Origin of the sequence: Candidatus Enterococcus wittei, from assembly GCF_002140175.1 — a bacterium.
Taxonomy (GTDB): domain Bacteria; phylum Bacillota; class Bacilli; order Lactobacillales; family Enterococcaceae; genus Enterococcus_B; species Enterococcus_B wittei.
The window spans coordinates 686,590-704,956 of sequence record NZ_NGMO01000002.1; the positions used below are offsets into that span (position 1 = coordinate 686,590).

The 18,367-nt window shown below is 37.4% G+C and carries 9 protein-coding genes; all 9 read left to right on the plus strand.

All coding sequences use genetic code 11. The annotated features are described in order from the left end of the window. The first annotated feature begins 39 nt into the window (after positions 1 to 39). The 9 genes from A5844_RS07360 (at position 40) to A5844_RS07405 (ending at position 18,270) form a co-directional block, all read left to right on the plus strand. Positions 40 to 930, plus strand: a complete 891-nt coding sequence (locus A5844_RS07360) for a peptidoglycan-binding protein LysM (RefSeq protein ID WP_086284554.1) — start codon at positions 40 to 42, stop codon at positions 928 to 930. A gap of 630 nt (positions 931 to 1,560) precedes the next feature. Then, entirely contained in the window at positions 1,561 to 2,289 is a 729-nt protein-coding gene (locus tag A5844_RS07365) for a metal ABC transporter ATP-binding protein (protein WP_179190571.1), read from the plus strand. Further along, a complete protein-coding gene (locus tag A5844_RS07370) occupies positions 2,286 to 3,143 on the plus strand; it encodes a metal ABC transporter permease (protein WP_086284556.1) in 858 nt (285 codons plus the stop codon). Before A5844_RS07365 ends, A5844_RS07370 begins: the two co-directional genes overlap by 4 nt. A 30-nt stretch (positions 3,144 to 3,173) precedes the next feature. Then, on the plus strand, positions 3,174 to 4,115 hold the full coding sequence (gene efaA / locus A5844_RS07375; RefSeq protein WP_086284557.1) for an Mn/Fe ABC transporter substrate-binding lipoprotein EfaA: 942 nt from the start codon (positions 3,174 to 3,176) through the stop codon (positions 4,113 to 4,115). 184 nt (positions 4,116 to 4,299) lie between these two features. Then, the gene (locus A5844_RS07380) at positions 4,300 to 5,046 is read left to right on the plus strand and encodes a hypothetical protein (protein ID WP_086284558.1); all 747 of its coding nucleotides are present in this window, start codon (positions 4,300 to 4,302) and stop codon (positions 5,044 to 5,046) included. Positions 5,047 to 5,060: 14 nt separating this feature from the next. Beyond that, the gene (gene queG / locus A5844_RS07385; RefSeq protein WP_086284559.1) at positions 5,061 to 6,227 is read left to right on the plus strand and encodes a tRNA epoxyqueuosine(34) reductase QueG; all 1,167 of its coding nucleotides are present in this window, start codon (positions 5,061 to 5,063) and stop codon (positions 6,225 to 6,227) included. A 378-nt stretch (positions 6,228 to 6,605) separates the two neighbouring features. Further along, positions 6,606 to 7,211 carry an aggregation-promoting factor gene (gene apf, locus A5844_RS07390; RefSeq protein ID WP_086284560.1) on the plus strand — a complete coding sequence of 202 codons (606 nt, stop codon included), beginning with the start codon at positions 6,606 to 6,608 and terminating at the stop codon, positions 7,209 to 7,211. A gap of 653 nt (positions 7,212 to 7,864) precedes the next feature. Continuing rightward, positions 7,865 to 9,964, plus strand: coding sequence for a QWxxN domain (locus A5844_RS07400; protein WP_086284562.1), 2,100 nt, complete (start codon positions 7,865 to 7,867; stop codon positions 9,962 to 9,964). Beyond that, on the plus strand, positions 9,916 to 18,270 hold the full coding sequence (locus A5844_RS07405; RefSeq protein ID WP_143353707.1) for a QWxxN domain: 8,355 nt from the start codon (positions 9,916 to 9,918) through the stop codon (positions 18,268 to 18,270). The genes A5844_RS07400 and A5844_RS07405 overlap by 49 nt, the downstream gene beginning before the upstream one ends. Positions 18,271 to 18,367: the final 97 nt, after the last annotated feature.

Genomic DNA, 18,367 nt, shown 5'->3' on the forward strand with positions numbered 1-18,367 from the left:
AACGCTATTTTTTGTATAAATAAATAGGTGGTGAAATAGATGTATGAAGAGAATGAACAACGTGAAAATGTTCGGACGGCGCGAAGACGTCGCCAAAAGCAAGAGGCACGACAGCGTTTAATGAAGATTGGCGCTATTGTAGTGGTATTCTTAGCACTTATTGGTGGAGTGACTGGATTATATATCCATGGGAAAAACAATACTAGTGCAAAGCCTTCAACAGTAACGAGTGAAACGACAACACGTACAAAAGAATCTACAACTATTTCTTCTGAGACTGAGGAGACACAGGAAAGTAGTGAAGCATCAGATACAAGAACCATCTCTGAACAGTTACAAGCGGTGGTTACTGATTACTCCAAGAGAATCGAAGAAAAAGCACCAGTATTGATTGAAGAGTATCAAGCAGAGATCCAACATAATCAAGATGGTGTAAGTGGATTATCGGCAATTGCAAATCAAAAAGCACGTGAATTGCAAGCAATCTCAGACGAAGGTATCAGTAAATTAAGAGGGATGTATCAAGATTCAGCGGCAAATGAAAAAGTAGATCTTGATACACTAATTAATCAATTAGCTGCAAATTATACCGAACAAGTAGCTAAAATCTCTGATATTTACTTGCGGACGAGTGCTTCACTACAGTCAGAAACAGTAAGTAGTGAAACAGTGGCTTCTTCTGAAACAAGTACGACCACTGAAGCAACTTCAACAGTAACATCTGAATCTCAAGTAGCCCAAGAAACAACTCAAACAACAATAGAAAGTAGTACTCCAATGAGCCAAGCGACGACGGTTGTCCGAGAAGGCGAAGGACCTACTCAAATTGCTGAACGTACAGGTGTCCCTGTAGAGAAAATCCTATCCTTGAATGGAATGACAATGGATAACTTTTTCTTCAATCCTGGGGAAGTCGTGAAATTAGATTGATTTTTTAAAACTTAAAAGAATTCAGTTCCTAAAAAAGGTGGCTGGGACAGAAGTGGTTAGCTCCGAGAAATAAGAAGGGATTTACGAAAATTGCTTTTCAAATTTTTGTGAATTTCAGCTTATTATCGGAGGAGTTGCTTCTGATTCCGCCGATTATATGTATTTAGAGCGTGAAACAAGAGTAAATCATACTTTTGTTCCACGCTTTTTTAGGTAAATTTTTTTAATAATCAAGTGATGATCCGTGTGTAAAAATTGACTGTAGTTCTAGAAATTCTTGACTTATTTTTAAATGAACCTGCATTCATGCAATTGCTTGATTCTACATCAAATCAGTCATTTTTATTCCTAAGGCATCAAGATGAAAGTAAAAGCCAGATGTTCACATATTTGCATAACAATCGTTATCTTCTTTGATATTTACTTCTCCAAGAATTGAAAAATAGGAATATCTGTATTTTTTTATAAAAACCTTATTATTACTTGGCAAAAAATGTGATTGATAAGGAAAGGAGTAACGCTTTTTTGATTGGAGACTTGTAATCAACCTAATAATTAGTTAAACTATGTTTAAATAAAAAATTAGGTTAACCTAAAAAGAGGGTGCTATAGTTGTATAATCACGAGATTATGATTCAAGATTTATCGGTAGCTTATCAAGGAAAAACAGTATTAAAAGAGATTGATGTTCTCATTCAGTCTCAAAAGATCACAGGTATTATTGGGCCTAATGGTGCTGGGAAATCGACTTTTATGAAAGCCTTATTAGAATTAGTACCTAAGTTGTCGGGGGAAATCTTGTTTTCCAACTTGCCGATTAAAAATATACGAAAAAAAATTGCTTATGTGGAGCAACGAAGTGAACTGGACCTATCCTTTCCAATTGATGTGTTTGGGGTCGTGTTGTTAGGAACTTATCCATCCTTAAAATTTGGGCGACGTCCAGGAAGAAAAGAAAAAGAACGGGCAAAACAAGCTTTGCTAAAAGTTGGTTTGGCAGATTATGAAAAAAGGCAAATCAGCGAATTATCTGGCGGTCAATTACAACGTGTTTTTATCGCACGTGCTTTGGCACAAGGTGCAGAATGGCTTTTTTTGGATGAGCCATTTGTAGGAATTGATGCAGTAAGTGAAAGAAAGATTTTTTCGATTTTAAGTGAATTGAAAAAGGAAGGAAAGACGATCGTGATCGTACATCATGATTTGCACAAGGTAGAGGCTTATTTCGATGAAGTGATTCTATTGAATCGCCAACTGATTGCTGCAGGTCCTGTTTCACAAGTCTTTACATCGGAAAATTTACAATTAGCTTATGGTGAGGTGATTGGTCAGTTAGTGAAAGGGGAAATGAAAACATGATTCAATCGTTTATTGAAGGACTCGCTAATTATCAGTTCTTGCAGTATGCATTAACTACATCAATCCTTGTGGGGGTCGCTTCTGGAGTTATCGGCTCCTTTATTATTTTACGAGGGATGTCTTTGATGGGAGATGCGATTTCGCATGCAGTGCTTCCCGGAGTGGCTATCTCTTATATGTTTGGATTCAGTTATATTTTAGGAGCAACAGTTTTTGGCATGTTAACAGCTGGTGTGATCGGATTTGTTACTCAACGTAGTCAATTAAAAAATGATACAGCGATTGGCATTGTGTTTAGTTCTTTTTTTGCCTTAGGGATCATTTTGATTTCCTTTGCTCAAAGTGCAACCGATCTTTATCATATTTTATTTGGAAATGTGTTAGCAGTTAGGCAAAGTGACTTACAAATGACCGCATGGGTCAGCGGGATCGTTTTGTTGTTCATTTTTATTTTTTACAAAGAGCTGAAAATCACTTCTTTTGATCCCATGATGGCGAAGGCTTACGGGTTGAATACCACATTGATTCATTATTTATTGATGTTTTTCCTCACGTTAGTAGCCGTTGTGAGCTTACAGACAGTAGGAACGATTCTGGTCATTTCTATGTTGATCACTCCAGCAGCTACTGCCTATCTCTTGACAGATCGGTTGGCTAAGATGATTGCTCTTTCAGCGACAGTTGGTGGCTTGAGTGCCATTGTAGGGGTGTTCTTCAGCTATAGTTACAATTGGCCTTCTGGAGCTACGATTGTTTTAGCAAGTGCCGTATTCTTTACATTCGCTTTTTTCTTTTCACCTAAAAAAGGCATTGTTTTTTCAAAAAGAAAACAGAGTAAACGTACTGAAATGTAAAAAAATCATGAAAGATAAAGGTAGAAATAGATGAAAAATAAAAAAAAGAATTTATCGATTATATTTGCTGTTCTATTTATTTTTGCCGGTTGTGGAAAATCTTCAGCTGGAAAAGACCAAGAAAAGTTATCAGTAGTCGCTACAAATTCAATTATCGCAGACATTGCAAAAGAAGTGGGACAAGATCTTGTGGACATCCATAGTATTGTACCAGTTGGCACAGATCCTCATGAATATGAAGTACTACCGGAAGATATCAAAAAAACAAGTGATGCACAGGTGATTTTATATAATGGCTTAAATCTTGAAACTGGTAATCGTTGGTTCGCCAACTTGATGGAAACTGTCAAAAAAGAAGAGGGGCAAGATTACTTTGCGGTAAGTAAAGAAGTTACTCCGCTTTATTTAGCCGGTGGAGAAGCAGAATCAAAAGCAGATCCACATGCTTGGCTGGATTTGGGGAATGGCATCAAATACGTTCAGGAAATCGCAAGGATTTTTGCTGAAAAAGATCCAGATCATAGAGAGCAATACGAAGAAAATGCCAATGCTTATAGTGAAAAATTAAGCGAATTGGATCAGCAAGCCAAAGAAAGTTTTGCTTTGATTCCTGAAAACCAAAAATTATTAGTGACTAGTGAAGGGGCATTTAAATATTTTTCAAAAGCGTATGATCTTCCTTCAAGTTATATTTGGGAGATCAATACTGAGAACCAAGGTACGCCAGAACAGATGAAAAATATCATCAATCAGGTGAGAGCATCTGATACACCGGTACTATTTGTCGAATCCAGTGTCGATCCGCGTAGCATGGAGCGTGTCGCTCATGAGACAGGTTTAAGTATCCATGAAAAACTATTTACAGATTCTATTGCCAAAGAAGGAGAAACCGGTGATTCTTACTATGGAATGATGAGATGGAATATTGAAACGATTTATGAAGGTCTGTCTGAAAAAAGAACAGCAGAATAAAAGAATGAAAAATTCTACACGTAATATAGTAATAAATTGTTATGATTGACTAAAAATGGAGGAAGGAGACAGGAATCTTTCCTCTATTTTTTTTGCCTAAAAAAATTCGTTCGTTTTTTATTTTTTAGATACCAATTTGAATAAAATTCCGTTATAGTTAAAGGTAAGAAAGGAAGGTGAAGCTATGAATTTTACCCGTAAAGATAAACTTTTGATTGCAGAAGAAATAACGAAAACAATCGCGCAACAGGAAAATATGGACAAAGATCAAGACCTTCAATTTCTTGAAACAGAAATGGCTAAATTGTTCATAGCGACTCCAGAAGAACTGGAAGAAGAACGTTATCCAGGGAAATGGCTTTTTGATGAATTCCAACCATTGGATGAAGAAACAGGAATAGGGTATTTTGTCTTTCTTTCATCTGTAGGCTTCATTCCGGGAGTATTAGTCAAACAACACAATGAACTTACGATTAAAGCATGGCCTGCTTTATTTTCAGTTATAGGCACAGAAGGTGTCATACAAAAAATACAGTCTGCATATTATAAGAGTGCTTTTATTGCCAATAGTAAATGGATGAATACGTTTTACAATCAATTGGTACAAATTGCACGTCCAGGAGAAATCCCGCAAACTTTTACGTATGCACAACAAAAGAATTTATATGAAGAAGTTGTTTATTCGAGAGACTTATCCGAGTTCTCTGCCAAAGAGCAAGTACGCTTACATGAGTTATTGCATACCAAGCCAGTTTCCCTTAACTTTTTTAATGCTTTAGATAATCGTCGAAAATGGGTCTCTGTGAACTATTGGGAAGTGTTTGCAGCTAGAAATCGTTGGCTAAATGAACGTAAGGTTCCTGATCAACAGATCCAGTTTGTACAATTGAAAAAAGAGCGATTATATTATGGCCTTTATAGTCGGGTCTAAGTTAGGGGGAGACAATGACGTCAACTTTAAAAGAAGAAATCATTCAGGAAAGTAAACGACTAGGGATTGATAAAATCGGGTTTACGACAGCTGAGCCTTTCGACTATTTAAAAGAATCATTGGAAGCACAAAAAGCTGCTGGACATACTTCTGGATTTGAACATCCTAATATCGATGAGCGCCTTTATCCTGAAATGACATTTGATCAACCAAGATCGATCATTGCTATTGCATTAGCCTATCCCACTAAAATCCATGAAAAGGTGCCAAAAGATGAGAAGAGAGGGCAGTTTGCTCGGGCTTCTTGGGGAATCGACTATCATGATATCTTACGTGAGCGACTGAAAGACTTGATTGAATTTATTCAGTCGAGGGCAAGCCATTGGCAAAAAGAAGAAAACTGGCGGTTTGCACCAATGGTTGATACGGGTGAATTGATCGATGTAGCAGTAGCACAAAGAGCTGGATTAGGTTTTATTGGTCGAAATGGATTACTCATCACTGAAGAGTTTGGTTCTTTTGTCTACTTGGGGGAAATTATTACGAACATTGCATTTGAGCCAGACGAGCCTGGTGTATTTGGGTGTGGTGATTGCACGCGATGTGTTACAGCTTGTCCGACAAAAGCATTATTAGGCGATGGTCGAATGAACGCCCAAAGATGCTTATCTTATCAAACACAAACAAAAGGTTTAATGCCAGAAGAATATCGAAAAAAAATGAGTAATGTCATCTATGGCTGTGATATTTGTCAATTAGTCTGTCCTTATAATCGAGGCAAAGACTTTCATTTTCACGAAGAAATGGAACCTAAAGTAGAAGAAGTTTACCCTAAACTAAAACCAATGCTCGAGATGTCCAATAAAGAATTCAAGCAACAGTTTGGGCATTTAGCAGGTTCTTGGAGAGGAAAAAAACCGCTACAAAGGAATGCATTGATTGCGTTAGCAAATTTGGGAGATCGCTCTGCTCTGCCTCAGATTGAAGCATGTCTGGAAGACGTTCGCCCAGTTATTCGTGGTACAGCTGCCTGGGCTATTGGAAAATTAGGTGTCAAAGAACCAGAAAAATGGCAAGAAGTTCTCTCATTAACATTAGAAAAAGAGACAGAAGAAGAAATTATTCAAGAAATTCAGCAAGCAAAACAAATGTTACAAAAGAAAAATCGTAGAAAAAAATAAGTATTTTGGTCATAATTGATTTTATTGTCCAGTAATTGTTGTAACAATTACTGGATTTTTTTATTTTTTTTTGCATTTTTTTGAAAAATGAGAAGGATTCCGCTAAAAAAGTGTTTTTTTTCGGAAAAGATTCCACACTTATATTACAAAAAACAGATTTTATAACTAATGATACATAAAATATATAAAACGATTCCACACTTGGTTTTAAAGGATTCTATGACTTTAGTCTGACTTATTTTTATTTCCTAATGTTACAAATGTTAAAAAAAACGTGTTTTTGTCATTAAATGTCACAATTCTTTCACCTATGAAATATTTCTAGATGATAAAGTTAATGACGTTGAGACAAAACAAGAGAACATAAAGGAGCTTAATATGAATTCAATTAAAAAGATCGTTTTAGGAACAACTTTTGCCGCTGGTGCATCTGCAATGTTTGTAAGTACAACTGCACATGCTGACGAAGCATACACAGTTCAATCAGGTGATTCATTATCTAAAATTTCACAAAAATTTGCAGGTGACAATTCACTAATTAAAGCAATTGCTGAAGAAAATGGTATTTCAGACATCAACCGTATTTATGTTGGTGAAGAATTAACGATTCCAACAGAGGCTTCACAAGCAACACCAAAAACGACCACAGAAAAAGTAGAAACTCCTGTAGTAACTGAAACAACAGCGCAAGAACATACATACGTTGCGCCAGTTGAAACAGTTGAAGTAGCTCCAGCTGCGCCTACTGTAACAACTTCAAGCAACAGTAGCTCTGCAAAAGAGTGGATTGCTCAAAAAGAATCAGGTGGTTCTTATACTGCTACTAATGGACGTTATATCGGACGTTACCAATTAGATGCATCTTACTTGAACGGTGACTATTCAGCTGCCAATCAAGAACGTGTAGCAGAACAATATGTATCAGGACGTTATGGTTCATGGGATGCCGCTAAAGCTTTCTGGTTAGCAAACGGCTGGTACTAAAAAACTAGATAAAATTAAAAACCAAGGGATCTGCTCATGTAGTTTTCTTAGGCTGTAGATAAAAAGGTGCTGGACATAAAGCCAGCATCTTTTTTTGTGATTTTGTAAATAAAATCGGCTTTTTGTCAAATGCTGTTGACAAAAACAAATCGTAGACTGATCGTATTGTCTGTGGCGTAATTTTTTTCGGGTTTCAATAACAAATAAAATAGTTGTTTATCAAGTCTTGTATACAAATCGAGAAGATCATTTCATTTTATATAACTTTTTTAATTTTATATTTGGTATAGTCACAAATTCTGTACGGGCATGTTCCTTTTTTTATTTTATAATTTATATGAAAGCGGATTCTTAAAAGGAGATTTCAAAAAGTTACATAGAAAAGAGAAACTAACCGCAGCAGTGTGGTCTAGTGCAGTCAGATCTACTAAAGAAGTTTATATTGTGGTTTTTATCTATTTTTTGTTTTTAGGTTTGCTGAGTTGTTCCTTTTTACACGAAAAAATTGTTCCTTTTGAAGAAATGATGTAGAGTTGTTGGATCTATTCGTAGAAATTTGATTGGTGATGTAAAATCATGGATTTTTAGATGTTATTAAAATGAACACTTATGTAACAAAATAGTTCAATAATTTCAATGAAGGAGTGAAAAAGATGCCACTAAAATCAAAGATGTCGAAAAAGGGAAGGATACCACAAGCTTCCTCTAGAGAAACAATTGGGAAGGCAAACAACAAACATAATGACAAGAATCACTCAGGAAATGACCAAGCACAGTTAAATTATATTGCCAATAATATAGGACAAACACTAACTCCCGATGGTTTATTGACATTCGATGGAGTCCTTTTTTTATCGAATATCTTCTACAACGTTCGATTCGTAGATCCTCCAGAACAACAGACGGTCATCAAAAAAAATTCGCCAGCATTTGAAGCGAACACACGGATTGATGTGAGAAGAGAAGGAAATCAGACAAGGATTTATTCTTTTGTTTCAACCTCCATCATCAATCGTGAACGAATTCAATTGCCATTATTTTTGAATAGGACCTATACATGGCCTCACTCATCCTCATCTGTCGCACTACCTTTTGTCTATGCTAGTTCGCTTTTTGATAATCAGACGTTCTATCATCAGACGTCAACAACCACACAATCGGCTATTGACATAGCGAAGAGAGCGCATGAATTGAGTCTTTCTGTTCATCAGAAAATTCATAACCTCTATCAACTAATGAATTGTATCACCATGAGAAGGACGGATCAGGTAAACACATTGATTTTCACAGGAGAAAGTGTAGAACAAACGAGTTTTCAAACCATTTGTCAGGATGCAGTAGGTCAAGCTGGGACACAAAATAATCAAGGGAGGAAAAAAGAAAGTGGGCTTTCTTCTCCTCATGATATGACTCATACGCCAGTTCAAGGCCCCCCACAATTTTCTGCGGAGAAGGCAGCTCAGAGACTAAGTAAAACCTTTAAAGCATCTTTTGAAAACAAATATAACGCTACAATAGATTCCTCAAATCATGTACATAATCAAGAGACAGAAACGTTTTGGAGTGACTTGACTAAGCTGTTTTACCAGTTTTTTTACCAACATGAAAATTCGTCTTCTACCCAAGAACAAAATGGTGCAAGCAGTTCGTTGCTGTCATATTTTGCTGATTGGCTACTGAATGTCTTTTCGGTAAACTACGGAGAACAAATTCCCAACCATCCTCAATCAGAAAAGAAGATGCAGCTTCCAATGACCACTCACACGATAGATAACTCGCTCCCAACCCAAACATCACGAAAAGTATCGAAGAAGAAAAAGCAAAAAAATAATTCTCAGGAACTAGCTTCAGAAATGGTTCCAGAATCGGCGCCGAAAGCCACGCCAGCATCGCCCCCAAAAGAAGAGAGTATTTTACCCCAAATCTGGCATTTGCTAGAGGATTTTTATGGAAGGGTGGATGGGTTTCTCCAACGCTTCAATTTCGATATGTTCTCACACTTAGGTGCTGAGGCAGCGGTGCTACCTGCGACTGTTTCTGATGAATTGTTCCTACACTCTTCTAAAGAACTTTCGACAGAAACCGTTGAGAAAATAAAGCAAATTATGAAAGCGTATTTGGATCATAAGCCTTTTAATGCAACGAATACCGTTCCTTTCCCATCTTTTTGGTATGATCATGAAACGTTTGAATTGCGGAGTAAATTACAAGTGGTCAATCAAAAAGTCAAAGATTATTTGTGTGGGCAAGGAGTTCCATGTGACGGATTATCAGGGGTTGAATTACTCGAGGCCGTAGAGAAATGGGAAGAAAAAGATGGTCTGGAGACTAAAATGAGCAGGAGAAGACGCCTCGCTAGTGTTATCCGCAAAGCTTCGGGTCTTCAGAATATAGATCTGAAATATACCAAAGCAACATATATCCTTTTCCAATGGAGAAATAATAATATCTTTCAAGATTACACGTTTGAAGGACAGCAACAACCCACCTCAAAAGAATCTCAGCAAACCACTTTAGAAGAATCCGTGACAACTAAAGCAACCACCGTAAACACCCAGCCGAGTGCAACGACATCGACTACGCCATTACCATCAGAGATAAATGCACCAAAGTTGGAATATTCTGAAGTCCTTTCTAGAGAAATACAAGAACAATTAGAAAAGTCGTTCAAACCTATATTCATGGGTATTCGGTTGTTAAATTATTGCGTGAAACGATCCCGCCTAATCTGGCCCCCTTCTGGTATGATTTAGAGGTTTTTTTAAAACGTGAGCAACTCGAAAACGTGAATAAAGAGTTGAAAGCTTTTCTTTGTATGAAAAATCAGTGGTGTCAAGATATGACAGAACAAGCTTTGTTTCTAAAAATACGATCTTGGATAGAATCCAAAGAGGCACAGACTACGAGAACTAGAAGAAAAAAAATTGCCGGCATTATTCTAACGGCTTCTGGACTTCAAACAAGAAAACTGACAAACTCAGAGGCAAAAGTCATTATCCTGCAATGGCGAGACAATAATATTTTTAAGAGTTATAAATTTAAAGAAATCGCTCCAATGCGTACGGAAACGACTGTTTCTTTGAATGACCCTCAGTCCAACCAGACGATTGAATTGCCCGTCGAAGCAAGTTCTGTTAAGGAGCAGTTGGAAATGGTGCCACATTCCACGACACAATCTTCAAATACTTCTGTCAAATTGTCAGATGATGCAACAAAATTACATAGTATCATCACCGCTTTTTTTGATGGGAAACCTTCTCCTGTACCCATCTCTGAGAAGTTACCACTTTTCATGGATGATGAGGAGGTGTATAAAAAGCGGAATGAAACAGATCATGTCAATGATAAAGTCAAAGAATTTCTTTGTAAGCAAAATGAACCATGTGCCGGATTATCTCCTCTTCAATTGATTAATACTATATATCGATGGATATGGAAAGAAGGACAGGAGAAGAAGATAACTAGAAGTAAAGAAGTCGTTGACATTATTCTTACCTCCTCGGGACTCACCGGACAAGAGGTATCCGATGATCGAGCATCCGCAATCATCCAACAATGGCGAAACAATAATATCTTTAAGGAGTATCAATTTAAAGAATCCCAGCAAATACGTACGGAAACAACTGGTTCATTGAATGAAAATCAACCAAACGTGACGACACCTGTGATCCGATTAAAAAAAGTAGAAGAGGTTAACATTTCACAGTCAAGTACGATTGTGGTGTTAAACGAATCTCAATCGAGTCCGACGACAGAATTGCCCCATGAAACAGATTCTGTCAGTCCCTTAGTGAAAAAGTCAGAATCATCTACCGCTCAAAATCCCAATACTTATGAAAAAATGTATACAGATTTCATGGAAAAAATAAATAGTATTGTCACTGCCTTTTTAGAGGGGAAACCCTCTCCTATTCCAAACTCGGAGAAGTTACCCGCTCACTGGTATGATGGAGCGTTGGAGGTATATGAAAAACGAAATGAAACAGACCATGTCAATGATAAAGTCAAAGAATTTCTTTGTAAGCAAAATGAACCATGTGCCGGATTATCTTCCCTTCAATTAATTAATGCTATCGAGGGATGGATAAGGAAAGAAGGAAAGGAAATAGAGAAAACCAGAAGTAAAGAAATCGCTAAGCTTATTCTTACCTCCTTGGGGCTAGCTAGTCAAACGGTATCTGGTTTTCAAGCCAATGCTATTTTCCTGCAATGGCGCAACAATAATATTTTCAAAGACTATACGTTTGGTCCTATCCAGTTTAGTGGAGCTGTAGATATCACAAACAGTGAATTAATGGAAACGACCTCTGAAACTAGGTTACATTCCTACGGTGTGCTCCCTTCAGAAATAGCAAAAACCGTCAATAAAATGCACGGAGATTACTTTGATGAACAGCCTTTGACTCTGTCCATCTACGAACCCCTCATCCCTTTCTGGTATGATTTTACTCTTTATCAAAAACGAAATGAAACAGTGAAAGCAAATGAAGCAGTCAATCAGTTTTTATCTGAACAGGAAAATTTGAGTGAAGACTTGACCTATCAACCAATGGTTATTGTTGTCCATGAATGGGTGAGGGACGGACAAACTGATGCAGAGATTTTAGCAAGGCAGGAACAGTTAGCTCCAATCATTCTAGAAGGGTATGGCATTAGTCGGAATCTTACAGCTACGGAGGCTGTCAACGTAGTACTACAATGGGAAAATAATAATATTTTTAAAGATTATACTTTTATTGAACTCAAACAAGCGTCATTAACCCGTGAGGAGTCTGACACAATCAACAGTAAGCTGAAGTCGGTATCAGACACTTTTGTGGATCCTGACTTATCACTAGTCCGTAAAATCGTTTTAGAAATTGTGAATAATGTCAATCCTTTGACCATTCCAAAAGAATCGTTGCCGATTTTCTATTATGATTACGATCTTTTCCAAAGCCGAAATGAAACCGAGAATGTAAATAAAAAACTAAAAGAGCTCTTCGTCAAAGAAGGAATTGAAATTAAAGATCTTTCGTTCAATGAGCTAGAAAAAGGGATGATACAATGGGTTGAAAAAGGCAGTACGGATAAACCAGAAAGAGAACAGTTTCTAGCGTATTTCCTAATGAAAGCCTACGGTGTGGAAGATTTTCGGTTCGGTGAATTTCTATCGGCCATAAAAACACAGGCGATTTTTAAACAATGGAAAGTGAACACGGTACTCGTTGGACGCACTTACAAAGAAATCACCCATGAAACGATCCATCATCTGTTATTTAAAGCAGAGGATCCATCGATGATACGCATCAAAGAGCAGAAAAAAGAAAGCAATCAAATCTTTGCCGATTTTATCCATGATCGCACGATGACCATCTCTAAGGATCAGCCCATCCACATGGTCTATTATGATCGTGAACTTTTTAAGCTACGTGAGAAAACCCCCGAAGTGAATGAAGCGGTCCGAAAATTCCTGCTTGAACAAAAAGTTTCCCTTAAGGGGCAATCTGCAAGCGAATTGGTTCGAGAAATACAAGGGTGGGTCTTTGAAGGAACCACCTATGCGACCATTCTAGAAAGAGAAAAACAAATCGCCCAGCTCCTTCAAAAGGCATATGGACTGGAAGAAGAAGAGGTGGAGGTGAAAGAAGCAAGATATCTTTTATTACAATGGGAAAATAATAATGCGCAAGTGGGCTATACTTATAGAGATATCAGTCAATTGGACGAGATTGAAATCAGTAAGGTTGAAGAAAACGAGGAGAGAAGAGAAAAGATTGAGGCATTTACTCGTGAAAATAAAGCGTTTTCTCCAACGGGTGCTCGGAAATCTATGGAAGAAAATCTACCTGAATGGATAGAGGAAAAAAAACAGAAAATTCGTAAAAAAATCGTTGCTCTTTTATTCGCAAGAGACATTGAAGCAGATGCTTCCAAGCCTAATGAGTTAGTAGAAATAACAGCGAATTGGGCGACCTTAAAAGTGGGAGATGAAATGGTCATAAATGCCCCAAAAGTGAAAATGTTGGCGAATATCATTCTGGGGAGGAAGGAAGGTTCACGTATTTCATTGGGTCTAGCAAAATCAACCTTTATAAAGTGGTTATATAATACAGTTGAAGATGAAATATCTACTCTTACTTCTACTGAATTATCAAAAGAGAAAACAACTCAAGTAACCCAAGAAACAGAAACAATAAGTGTACACCCCTCGGTTAGCGAGAAACAAAAATTTACATATGAAGCACCTAATTGGCGTAATTTCAATCTAATGGTTCAAGTGGCACAGCTTTTTCGTCAAGAAGGTGTACTAAAAGGCGAAACAACGAAAGAGAATATTCTTATTGCGATGGGGAAATGGCTTACAGAAGAAAGAGGTGAAATGATCCTCAGCTATGAAAAAATCCAGTCCTTATCTAAAGTGATCCTGAAAGAATTGAATCTTTATGGAGGTGGAGAAGGAGAAAAAATCTCCGAAAAGGATACCAAATTAACGATTACGACATGGGTGTTTGAGAATGTCCTAGGAAGTTCGATGGAAGGATATATGCTTAAAAAGATTCTTAATTCGCCCAATCCTTCTCAATTTACTATCGGTAATCTCAGAAAACTCTTTGAGACTGAGGCTCTTATTAATTTCTCTTCGTTTGTGATCTCAAAAGAAGAGTTAACTATTATTCAAAAGCTATGGTTTCTATTACTCAAAGAGGCGTTGCCAAATTATTTTCTTGAAACCAGTACCTTGGCAGACGAATTGTTGATCTCTAATTATGCTTCGTTGATGCAGCTAACAGGAGCTAAATTACTGGAAGATGAAGGAATTCGAACACAATTCAATCAAACAGATATTCAAACTGTTGGAGCGTTTTTCTGGGAGAAAATCAGTAGATATGGTGTAACAAGGATCGAAGAGCTACGTTACCTTCTTCTCCCTGCTATACTTGCGACAGCCCAGCTAGACACAGATGTATTACGTAAAGCGTTGGAAGAAGGAATGCATCAAGAAGTAGCGCTTCAGACTTTTATTGGGTATTGGCGAAATAGTTATTTTCAACTGAAAGAAAATCGAGATATACTCTATATCCTTTTTAAAGCCTATCAAGAAAAAGTAATTGCTTGGCGACGGAAACAGGCGTTAGCAGAAGTAGTGGCTCAGAAATGCCTTGATGCTGGAGAAAAACTCTTTACTGCGTATGCTCTGCAACAAGATTATCTTGCTACTGGAACGAGCCCTTGCCCAAAATCATATACTGCACCTGATTTAGAAAAAAATTATACACAATTGACAAAAGCAGTCTCAGATAGTTTTTATCCGTTGGATCAAAAACTGATTGAGTTTGCGTTGAAGGCATTCGATTCAGCAGAAAAACAATTCATTTTCTCTACAGATACACAACTATATGAGGCATCTGTAAAATTAGAACATATCATTCCAGGGTCTACAGGTGGCCCGATTCAAGTTTTCGTTTCTTCAAAACTTTATACTACAATCAAGCTAGATCATACCGATCTATTTGTAGCGATTAAAGGAAATGAAAAACGTTGGTATGCCTTGAAGAAATTAGAAGAGGAAGGGGGGTATTTTTTTTATCGAGTAGATACAGATCCCCTCTTATACCTCAAATACGGACTGTTGGATCGAAAAGATATTTGGAGTCGTGGATACAAAAAAGAAGGAAAGAGAATTAAAATAGGAAATCGGTACTTTGATTTTACTACTAATATAGATCAAAACAAGAAGTTACCGCAGGGGGAGAAGATGCAACCCTTGATTGATGCATTCAGTCAGAAACATAGTGATAAGCTGTATGATGATCTTTATAAAGCGGGAGATGATAAATCCATCAGTCAACAGGTATTGGATGTCCTTAAACATTTCATTCCTTTTTACGATTGTGTGACAGGTATCATTGATAAAGATATCACAACAGCTGCTACTTCATGTGTGATTGATATCGTTCTCTTAATCCCAGTGTTAGGACAAGTGACCTCTCTTAGTTCGAGATTTGCCTTTGGTATGGCAAAAGCCATTGCGACAGGAGGGATAAGAAATGCGGTTCGTCAAGGAATCAAATTTACTCCAAAGCTTTATGAAATTAAGTCGCTGTTAAAAAATATTGTACGATACTTCGATCCAGGAATTGAAACAGTAGTTGATGGTAGTAAATTTGTGATAAATAGCTTAGTGGATTTAAGAAAGGAACTTTGGGTAGCAGATAGGGTGAAAAAAATTTTGGAAAGGGTGGCAAGTTTAGTAAAGGTTGACCTTTCTTTGCCAAAAGATGTGTCTATTGTTCGGTTACCAAATGGCCTAGGGGCTCCTGTCAAACAGGGGAAGGACGAGTTCTATCGACTAGTGACAGATTTGAAGACTAGTGATGTCTACGGTTATCCATTTTGGGTGAGAGGAGACCGGTTGGAGATGCTCCCTGATCCTGTTTTATTTACGGAGGAACAAAAAGCGCTAATTAAACGGTTAGAAAAAGGAATTAATCCAGATCAGATTTTTGCAGTTGAACCCAATCTAAATCCAAATGCCTATGGTAGTGGGAAAGTGATGTCTGTCGCAGAAAAAGGGAAAGAAACTAAATATTTCATTACAATGGACAGTCATACAGTTCCTGTGAGAGTAACATCCATTGAGGAAAATGGGATACGTTATGATGTGGTAGATGGGGAAAAGATTATACCAGTGAATTTTAATGGGAAAGAATGGTATTTTGAAGCATCAACTTCTCCCCTTGTAACGAAAGAGTTAGCAGAAAAAGTGACTAAAAGAATCGATGAGTTTGAATCGTTGAAGGATCCAACCACCCTGTCCCCACCTTATGAACGGGACCTGATGCATAGCGAAGAAGGAAGAACCTACATCAAGGTCGATAATGTCTATATCCCCCTGATCTTATTTGATCGAAATAGAATGCGATACCATTTAGTGAAAAAAGATGTGGATGCACCAATGGTAATATTGAGGTTCGATCCAGATAATGGCGGATTTAGGATGGAAAGCGTCAAAGAGAAAGAAGAGTTAAAAATATCTATTCAAGAGGAAATCATTCAGCAAAAGGGAAAAGCTCAATCTAAATGGAAATCTGGTTCATCTACAGACAAAGATACATCCGCAGGTAGTTCCCAAGATTCACCGAGTACCATGCATGAAGCATCAGGTACTTCCCAAGGATCACCAAGCACTTCCCAAGGGGCACCAAGCACCTCAAAGGGAGCGATTCCCAAAGTTCCCCGCCAGCCAGTGGATTTTCGGATCATTGACTTGCCTGAGCCACCAGGAAATGAGGAGTCATGGAAGAAATTGTACAAGACAGAGATTCTTCCCGATTGGATAAGAAGTAAGGGAGATGCTGATATAGATCTGACTAAAATTTCTAGATTCCCACCAAAAGCGAGTAGGCGTCCTAAGCTTGATGAAGATTTTATCAGAAAAGATATTTATAAAATGATTGCTTATAATTTCTCTCCACCTATCCCCAAGTTAGAAGTGGTTGTTGGTCTTGATTCAGCTGAAATACCGAACTCTCTCAAACCATTTTTTAAGCAGCTTAGGGATGATTTTAAGCAGGCGGAAGTAATATTTGAAGGGGCAGTACGATTATTTAAGTCAACCTGGAAAATGGAGAGCATTGCAAGCACGGAAGAAGGAAAATATCTGATTGAAATGCTCAAATTACATGGTGTTCCAGAAATAAAAAAAGAAGCGGTCTTAAGACAAAGTATCAAAAAACTATTTTCGACAGCGAAACATGGGAAGAGATTCCTTGAAAAATCGAAAGATCTCCTCTTTCAAAATGTATGGACCCTCTCATCAAAATTGAGTTATGACAAGAACGCACAGAAATATTATTCCTCATTTCAAAGGTTTATTAAAACAGAGGCATTTACAGTAAAATATGATGGGGAGTGTCGTATCTTTATCTTTGCAGATGCTTTTCACTTAAATCCAAAATTTTTTCCTGGAGAAGAAGTACAACCAACTGGTTATGAAACAGTGTTACATGAAGTCACACATATTGTGTCAGGTGCAACAGACTTATTGAAGTATGGACTAGTTAGAAGAGGATTAAGGAAAAACGGAAAACGTACACTAGATTATTATGACAAAGAATATCCGAATATGACAAAAGAAGACTCTAAACAGATGCAGAGTTATAGGGATTATTTGGCAAAGGTACTAAAGTCACCCAATTTGACAGTAGGTATGATTATTGAAGCGTTAGAAGTAAACCATACTTTACGTGTACATTTCCAGTTGACGGATGCGGAAATGTTGATGACCATCCTCAGAGATGTTGTAGAAGGAAGAGCATTTGATGATATATTTCGTATGAAAAGAGAGAACAATAACGAACAACCGAAAGCTGAGAAGATAAAAGAAGATGACAAAAGCAAGGGTTCGTTTGAGACTCATAACGAACAACTTGGAACTGGGGATCTGTTTATGCTTCATGCATTGATGTATTCAAGTGAATTTATAAATTTTGAGAGAGAATTTCAGCAGAGTAGGACGCAGGAACAAACAACTGATTTTCCTGATTTAACAAGTGCCGAAACTAGCAGTAATAGACCAACAAATGAAAGCAGAAATAAGAGAGAGGTAGCGTCAATGGCTATAGATTTCACAGAAAGTACAGCCAATCAAAGTTTATCAAAACTTATCAATCAGAGTATAGAAAGAAGTAACCAACCCAATCTTTCGGTCTCTGATCAACCAGTAAGTACAGAGCTGCCAAAGAATGTATCGAAGCGTAGTGCCTTAAATCTTGTAGCTACGAATACCGAAAAACAGCCCAATTATTTTGTCTCCGAGCAACAAGTAGATGCATCATTTCAAAAGAATGCATCAAATCAAAGTTCTTTGGATCTTGTAACTACGAATATTGAAAACAATCCGAGTCACTTTGTTTCCGATTCAAAAATAAGTACAGGACACCCAAAGGATACAGCACAGAAAAGTTTTTTAGATGTTGTATTCACTAGTAGAAACAGAAGTACTCAAATCAATCCAACGAAGGGGTTCAATCAACTAATAAGCAAGAATCAGAAGGAGCCAATTCCACAACATTAACCAAATAATGCAAGCTTTCCTCTGTCACATACAAATTCGCATGCTAACATAGTGGAGCTAAGAGGAACAGGGACATTTGAAAAAGATATCAGAGATA